The organism is Arenimonas sp. (genome assembly GCF_019459675.1).
Lineage (GTDB): Bacteria > Pseudomonadota > Gammaproteobacteria > Xanthomonadales > Xanthomonadaceae > Arenimonas.
On the sequence record NZ_JAIBFH010000288.1, the window covers coordinates 1 to 7,668 of the forward strand.

At 68.5% G+C, this 7,668-nt stretch carries 7 protein-coding genes; all 7 read left to right on the plus strand.

Going from position 1 to position 7,668, the window contains the following annotated elements; translation table 11 throughout:
- On the plus strand, nucleotides 1–211 hold a 211-nt coding region (locus K0M70_RS09795; RefSeq protein WP_290781687.1), incomplete at its 5' end, for an EAL domain-containing protein.
- A 67-nt stretch (nucleotides 212–278) separates the two neighbouring features.
- Nucleotides 279–1,364 (plus strand): 3-phosphoserine/phosphohydroxythreonine transaminase, encoded by a 1,086-nt coding sequence (serC, locus tag K0M70_RS09800; protein ID WP_290781688.1) that lies wholly within the window; start codon nucleotides 279–281, stop codon nucleotides 1,362–1,364.
- Nucleotides 1,365–1,367: 3 nt separating this feature from the next.
- The gene (gene pheA / locus K0M70_RS09805; RefSeq protein ID WP_290781689.1) at nucleotides 1,368–2,549 is read left to right on the plus strand and encodes a prephenate dehydratase; all 1,182 of its coding nucleotides are present in this window, start codon (nucleotides 1,368–1,370) and stop codon (nucleotides 2,547–2,549) included.
- Between the two features lie 2 nt (nucleotides 2,550–2,551).
- Entirely contained in the window at nucleotides 2,552–3,673 is a 1,122-nt protein-coding gene (gene hisC / locus K0M70_RS09810) for a histidinol-phosphate transaminase (RefSeq protein ID WP_290781690.1), read from the plus strand.
- A 2-nt stretch (nucleotides 3,674–3,675) separates the two neighbouring features.
- Complete coding sequence (aroA, locus tag K0M70_RS09815; RefSeq protein WP_290781693.1) at nucleotides 3,676–4,995, plus strand: 3-phosphoshikimate 1-carboxyvinyltransferase; 1,320 nt, start codon at nucleotides 3,676–3,678, stop codon at nucleotides 4,993–4,995.
- 93 nt (nucleotides 4,996–5,088) lie between these two features.
- A complete protein-coding gene (cmk, locus tag K0M70_RS09820; RefSeq protein ID WP_290781691.1) occupies nucleotides 5,089–5,781 on the plus strand; it encodes a (d)CMP kinase in 693 nt (230 codons plus the stop codon).
- 158 nt (nucleotides 5,782–5,939) lie between these two features.
- On the plus strand, nucleotides 5,940–7,622 hold the full coding sequence (gene rpsA, locus K0M70_RS09825; RefSeq protein WP_290781692.1) for a 30S ribosomal protein S1: 1,683 nt from the start codon (nucleotides 5,940–5,942) through the stop codon (nucleotides 7,620–7,622).
- Nucleotides 7,623–7,668 lie beyond the last annotated feature (46 nt).

Consider the following 7,668-nt stretch of genomic DNA (forward strand, 5'->3'; position numbering starts at 1 on the left):
CCCGCGCCATCGCGCCATCGTGCGCACCATCACCGCCTTCGCCGACGAACTGGGACTTGCGCTGACCGCCGAGGGCATCGAAACCCGCGGCCAGCAGGCGATGCTCAAGGCGCTGGGCTGCCGCTACGGCCAGGGCTATCTGTTCTCGCAGGCGCTGCCGCCGGACGACTTCGAGCAAATGCTCCTGGGTACTGCGCGCATCTTGGGCTGAGCCAACTTCCGGGCTGCGGCGTCGCCGTGCTAGCCTGAGATGGCAGTAAATCCCCGAGGTTTTTGACATGTCGCGCGCTTTCAATTTCAGCGCCGGTCCGGCGACGTTGCCCGAGCCGGTGCTTCGCCAGGTCCAGGCCGAACTGCTTGAGTGGAAGGGCGAGCGCGCCTCGGTGATGGAGCTCAGCCACCGCGGCCAGGCCTTCATCGACTGCGCCGCCGCCGCCGAGCGCGACCTGCGCGAACTGATGGCCATTCCCGACGATTACCACGCGCTGTTCCTGCAGGGCGGCGCCACCACGCTGGCGGCCCTGCTGCCGCTCAACCTGGCCGGACGCGACCAGGTGGCCGACTACGTGATCACCGGGCACTGGGGCGAGAAGGCGATCGACAACGCCCGCCCTTCGATCCGCACCCATGTTGCCGCCAGTGCCCGGGACAGCGGCTATGCCTGCCTGCCGCCGCGCGACCAATGGCAGCTGACGCCCGGTGCCGCTTTCGTGCACTACACGCCCAATGAAACCATCCACGGCGTTGAGTTCCACGACATCCCGGACGTGGGCGACGTGCCGCTGGTGGCGGACGTGTCGTCCAACATCCTGTCCCGACCGATCGACGTGGCCCGCTTCGGCGTGCTTTACGGCGGGGCCCAGAAGAACCTCGGGCCCGCCGGCCTGACCCTGGCCATCATCCGCAAGGACCTGCTGGGAAAGCACGGCCGCGACCTGCCGCCCATTTTCGACCTGGCCAACCAGGCCGGCAACGATTCGATGTTCAACACCCCGCCCACGTTTGCCTGGTACATGCTGGGCCTGGTGCTGCAGTGGCTGAAGGCCGAAGGCGGCGCCGCCGCCATCGGCGAGCGCAACGCCCGCAAGGCGGCGCAGCTTTACGCGGCCATCGACGGGTCGGGCGGCTACTACCGCAACCCGGTCGCCGTCGACGCCCGGTCCAGGATGAACGTGCCGTTCTTCCTGGCCGACCCCGCACTCGACCAGCCTTTCCTGCGCGATGCGTCGGCGGCCGGCCTGCTGGGGCTCAAGGGCCATCGCGCCCTGGGCGGCATGCGCGCCTCGCTTTACAACGCCATGCCCGAGGCCGGCGTGCAGGCGCTGGTGGACTTCATGGCCGACTTCGCACGCAGGAACGGTTGACTCATGGCCAACAAGAAACCAGCCCCGGCCAAGCCGGGGAAGGCGGGCGCCAAGCGCGCCGCCGCCAAACCCAAGCCCGACAAGGCCCTCAAGCCAGGCGCCCAGCCGGCGCCGAAGCTTTCGGACGTGCGTGGCCACATCGACGGCATCGACCTGCAGATCCAGGCCCTGATCGCCGAGCGGGCGCGCTGGGCCCAGCAGGTCGGCAAGGCCAAAGGGCCGCTGAAGGCGGCCGTGGACTATTACCGGCCCGAGCGTGAATCGCAGGTGCTGCGCCAGGTCCTGGACCGCAATGACGGCCCCTTGAGCGACGAAGTGCTGCTGCGTCTGTTCCGCGAAATCATGTCCGCCTGCCTGGCCCAGCAGGAGCCGCTGAAGGTCGGCTTCCTGGGTCCGGAAGGCACGTTCTCCCAGCAGGCGCTGCACAAGCATTTCGGCCATTCGGCCAAGGGGCTGCCGCTGGCCAGCATCGAGGAAGTGTTCCAGGAAGTGGAAGCGGGCAACGCCGATTTCGGCGTGGTTCCGGTGGAGAACTCGGGGCAGGGCACCATCCAGTCCACGCTGGACATGTTCCTCACTTCGCCGCTGAAAATCTGCGGGGAAGTGGAGCTGTCGGTGCACCAGCACCTGATGTCGCGCACCGGCCGGCTGGAAGACATCGAACGCGTGTACTCGCACCCGATGTCGCTGGCCCAGTGCAAGGCGTGGCTGCGCCAGAACCTGCCCAAGGCCGAGAAGATCCCGGTCGCCAGCAACGCCGAAGCCGCGCGCCGGGCCCGGACCTCCGACGACGCCGCGGCCATCGCCGGTGAAAGCGCCGGCCATGTCTACGGCCTCAAGGTGGTGGCCGGCCCGATCCAGGACCGCCAGGACAACACCACGCGGTTCCTGGTGCTGGGCCGTGAGCTGTTCTCGGCCAGTGGCCACGACCGTACTTCGCTGCTGGTGTATGTCCGCGACCAGCCCGGTGCGCTTTATAACGTGCTGAGCCCCTTTGCCCGCCACGGCGTCAGCATGAACCGCATCGAATCACGGCCCTCGCACACCGGGCGCTGGCAGTACGCGTTCTTCATCGACGTCAGCGGCCACGTTGCCGACGCCGGGGTGGCCAGCGCGCTGTCGGAACTGGGCGAATACGCGGCCGACGTGAAAGTGCTCGGCTCCTATCCGGTGGCCCTGCTCTGACCATGGAAACGCCGGACTACGTCGCGCTTGCCCAGCCGGGCGTTCGTGGGCTGCGTGCCTACGACCCGGGCCTGGACCTGGTGGCCCTGCGCCGTGCCAACGGTGCCGGCGGGCTGGTGGAACTGGGCTCGAACGAGAACAGCCACGGGCCCAGCCCGGCCGCGCGTGAGGCCATGCTGGGAGCCTTGGACTCGCTGTGTCGCTACCCCGATCCGCTGGGTGGCGACCTCAAGCGTGCGCTGGCGCTGCACCATGGCGTGGACGTGGCGCAGATCGCACTGGGCAACGGGTCGCACGAGCTGCTGATGATGCTGGCGCAGGTCTTTGCCGGCCCGGGCTGCGAGGTGGTGGCTTCGCGCTATGGTTTTGCGGTTTACGCGTTGGCCGCGCAGGCCGCGGGCGCCACGCTGCGGCTGGCCGAACCGCTGCCCCCCGGCCACGCGATGGCGCGGGGCCACGACCTGGTCGCGCTGCGTGCGGCCGTGGGACCGGCCACGCGCCTGGTTTACCTGGCCAACCCCAACAACCCTACGGGAACGTGGTTCCCCACCCAGGAGCTGGAGGCTTTTCTTGCCGGGCTGCCCACGGACGTGATCGTGGTGGTTGACGAGGCCTATCTCGAATTCGCCACCGACCCGGCGCTGGCCTCGGCCACCCGGCTGCTGCACCGCTACCCCAACCTGGTGGTGACCCGGACTTTCTCCAAAGGCTACGCGCTGGCGGCGCTGCGGGTGGGCTACCTGCTGGCGAACCGCGGGCTGGTGGCGGTCCTTGAGCGCGTGCGCGAGTCGTTCAACGTCAACGGCCCCGGCCTGGCCGCCTGTGAGGCCGCGCTTGCCGACGCGGCGTACCTGGACCAGGTGCGCCGCCGCAATGCCGCCGAGCGCGAAGCCCTGCACGACGCGCTCCAGGCAAGAGCGCTGGCCGTCGCGGCGTCGCAGACCAATTTCCTGCTGGTGGATTTCGGTCGGGACGCCGCTCCGTTCGAAGCGGGCCTGGTCGCCCGCGGGGTGGTGCCGCGGCCCATGGCCGGGTACGGGCTGCCCACCTGCCTGCGCATCACCGTGGGCACCCGCGACGAGAACCGGCGTTTTCTTCAAGCCCTGGACGAGGTGTTGCCGTGAACATGGACCGGATGGACTGGCTGGCCGGGCAGGGCACGCCGCTGCAGGGTGAGCTGGACATCCCGGGCGACAAGTCGGTGTCGCACCGGGCCGTGATGCTGGCGGCCATCGCCGACGGCACGTCGCGGGTCCAGGGGTTCCTGGAAGGCGAGGACACGCGGTCCACGGCCGCGATCTTCGCCCGGTTGGGCGTCCGCATCGAAGCGCCCAGCGCCAGCATCCGCGTGGTGCATGGCGTTGGCCTGCACGGTCTGCGCGCCGCGCCGGGCGACCTGGACTGCGGCAACGCCGGCACCGGCATGCGGCTGTTGGCCGGCCTGCTGGCGGGCCAGTCCTTCGACAGTGTGTTGGTAGGCGACGCGTCGCTGTCGCGCCGGCCGATGGCGCGGGTGATCGACCCGCTCCGGCAGATGGGTGCCCGGATCGAAGCCCGCGAAGGCGGGCTGCCGCCTCTTAGAATCAGTGGCAACAATGTGTTGCAAGGCATTGATTTTAAACTTCCTGTTGCCAGCGCGCAGGTCAAGTCTGCGGTGCTGCTGGCCAGCCTTTACGCCACCGGCGAAACGCGCGTGCTCGAGCCGCATCCCACCCGCGACTACACCGAACGCATGCTGTCGGCCTTTGGCTGGCCGATCCGGTTTTCGCCGGGCGAAGCCCACTTGGCGGGTGGCCACCGGCTGCGCGCGACGGACGTGGACGTGCCGGCCGACTTTTCTTCGGCGGCGTTTTTCCTGGTGGCCGCCTCGCTGGTGCCGGGATCGGACCTGCTGCTGCGCCGGGTCGGCATGAACCCACGGCGCACCGGCCTGCTCGAAGCGCTGCGGCTGATGGGCGCCGACATCCAGGCGCTGTCGCCGGGCGAGCAGGGGGGTGAGCCGGTCGCCGACCTTCGCGTCCGGTATTCGCCGCTGCGGGGCATCAGCGTGCCCGAGCACCTGGTGCCGGACATGATTGACGAGTTCCCGGCGCTTTTCGTCGCCGCGGCGCTGGCCGAAGGCCGCACGGTGGTGCGCGGCGCAGCCGAGCTGCGGGTGAAGGAGTCCGACCGCATCGCGGTGACCGCCGCCGCGCTGCAGGCGCTGGGTGCCAGCGTGCTTGAGACCCCGGACGGCGCGGTGATCGACGGCGGCCCCCTGCACGGTGGCCGCGTGGACAGCCATGGCGACCACCGCGTCGCCATGAGCCTGGCCATTGCCGCCCAGCGTGCCAGCGGCGAGGTGCGCATCGGCGACTGCGCCAACGTGGCGACGTCCTTCCCCGGCTTCGACACGCTGGCGCGCGGGGCCGGCTTTGGCCTGCGCACCGCGGCGGCCGAGGGCTAGGGCGCGCTGTCGGGCACGCAGCGCACGGCGCGCAGGGTCCAGCCCGCGTCGTCCAGCCGGCATCGTCCAGCCCGCATCGTCTAGAATCACCGGATGCCCATGATCCCGATCCTGACCATCGACGGCCCCTCCGGTTCCGGAAAGGGCACCATCAGTCGCGCCGTGGCCGAGCGCCTGGGCTGGCGGTATCTGGATTCGGGCGCGCTTTACCGGGCGGTCGGGCTGGCCGCTGCCTGGGAGGGCGTGGACCTGAGCGACCCCGAGGCCGTGGCCCTGTGTGCCCGCCGGACCGAGATCCGGTTCGAGACCCAGGGGGCCGGCGAGCCCCACGTCATCGTCAACGGCAAGGACGCCACCCGCCAGCTGCGCACCGAGACGGCCGGCGCGGCCGCGTCCGCCATCGCCGCCCAGCCCCCCGTCCGGGCGGCCCTGGTGGGCCTGCAGCACCGCTTCGCCCGCCTGCCGGGCCTGGTGGCCGACGGCCGGGACATGGGCACCGTGATCTTCCCGGACGCCCCCTACAAGGTCTTTCTGACCGCCAGCGCCGCCGAACGCGCCCAAAGGCGCTATAAGCAGTTGAAGGACAAAGGGGTTTCAGTTAATCTTGACAGTCTGCTGCACGAGATCGCCGCTCGCGACGAGCGCGATGCAGGACGTGCCGTGGCGCCCCTGAAACCCGCCCAAGACGCGGTAATCGTGGACTCCACCGGTACGGCCATCACCGAGGTGATAGAGCGCGTGCTGGCGGTGCTTCCGGAAAACCTCCGAAGCCCCCGCCAGGCGTAATCCGTTCCCGGCGCATCGCGTTCCCATGGGTCGCGATCCCACAAGGCAGAAACGAGGTCCCACGCCATCCGGCGCGGAGTCTCCATCCACGCGCTCAAGCGCTAACAAGTGGGTTCGCGGTCCTGCCGCTGCCCGTATGTCCAACCGAGTATCCAACAATGACTGAATCATTCGCTGAACTGTTCGAACAGAGCCAGACCGCGCTCAACAAGCTCAAGCCGGGCGCCATCGTGTCGGGCATCGTGGTCGAGATCCGCTCCGACGTGGTCGTGATCAACGCCGGCCTGAAGTCGGAAGGCATCATCCCGATCGAACAGTTCCGTAACGAAGCCGGCGAACTCGAAGTCGCCGTCGGTGACAGCGTCAAGGTCGCCCTGGAATACCTCGAGAACGGCTTCGGCGAGACCGTGCTGTCGCGCGAGAAAGCCAAGCGCGCCATGGTCTGGGACGAACTCGAAGCTTCCATGGAAGCCGGCGAAATCGTCACCGGCCGCATCAGCGGCAAGGTCAAGGGCGGCTTCACCGTCGACATCCGCGACGTCCGCGCGTTCCTGCCGGGTTCGCTGGTGGACGTGCGTCCGGTCCGTGACCCGGGTTACCTGGAAGGCAAGGAACTCGAGTTCAAGATCATCAAGCTCGACCGCAAGCGCAACAACGTCGTGGTCTCCCGCCGTGCGGTGGTCGAGTCCGAGTCGAGCGTCGAGCGCGAGCAGCTGATGGAGCGCCTGCAGGAAGGTGCCGTCATCAAGGGCGTCGTCAAGAACCTCACCGATTACGGCGCGTTCGTGGACCTGGGCGGCATCGACGGCCTGCTGCACATCACCGACATGGCCTGGAAGCGCGTGCGCCACCCGTCCGAAGTGGTGAACGTGGGCGAAGAGCTCGACGTGCGCGTGCTGAAGTTCGACCGCGAGCGCAACCGCGTTTCGCTCGGCCTCAAGCAGCTGGGCGACGATCCGTGGGACAACATCGCCCGCCGTTACCCGACCTCCTCGCGCCTGTTCGGCAAGGTCTCCAACGTCACCGATTACGGCGCGTTCGTCGAGATCGAGCCGGGCGTGGAAGGCCTGGTGCACGTGTCCGAGATGGATTGGACCAACAAGAACGTCAACCCGTCGAAGGTCGTCCAGCTGGGCGACGAACTCGAAGTGATGGTGCTGGACGTGGACGGCGAGCGTCGCCGCATCTCGCTGGGCATCAAGCAGTGCACCCCAAACCCGTGGGAAGCGTTCTCGGCCCTGTTCAAGAAGGGCGACAAGGTTTCCGGCCAGATCAAGTCCATCACCGACTTCGGCATCTTCATCGGCCTGGACGGCGGTATCGACGGCTTGGTGCACCTGTCCGACATCTCGTGGAACACCACGGGTGAAGACGTGGTCCGCAACTACAAGAAGGGTGACAACCTGGAAGCCGTGGTGCTGGCCGTGGATCCCGAGCGCGAGCGCATCTCGCTGGGCGTGAAGCAGCTCGAGCAGGACCCGGTGGGCCAGTACATGGCCACCACCACCAAGGGCAGCATCGTCACCGGCGTGGTCAAGGAAGTTGACACCAAGGGCGCGACGATCGAGCTCGACGGCGGCATCGAGGGCTACGTGCGCGCCAACGACATCGCCAAGGAGCGTGTTGACGACGCCACCCAGTACCTCAAGGTCGGCGACGCGGTGGAAGCCAAGTTCATCGGCATGGATCGCAAGGGCCGCGTGATGCAGCTCTCCATCCGCGCCAAGGACGAGGCCGATCTGGTCGAGAACATGGCCGAAGTGAACAAGTCGTTCGACGCTGCCAGCGGCACCACCAAGCTCGGTGCCCTGCTGCGCGAACAGCTGAACAAGGGCGAGTAAGCCCGCAGTCCGGTCCGGGGGGGGGGGGGGGGGGGGGGGGGGGGGG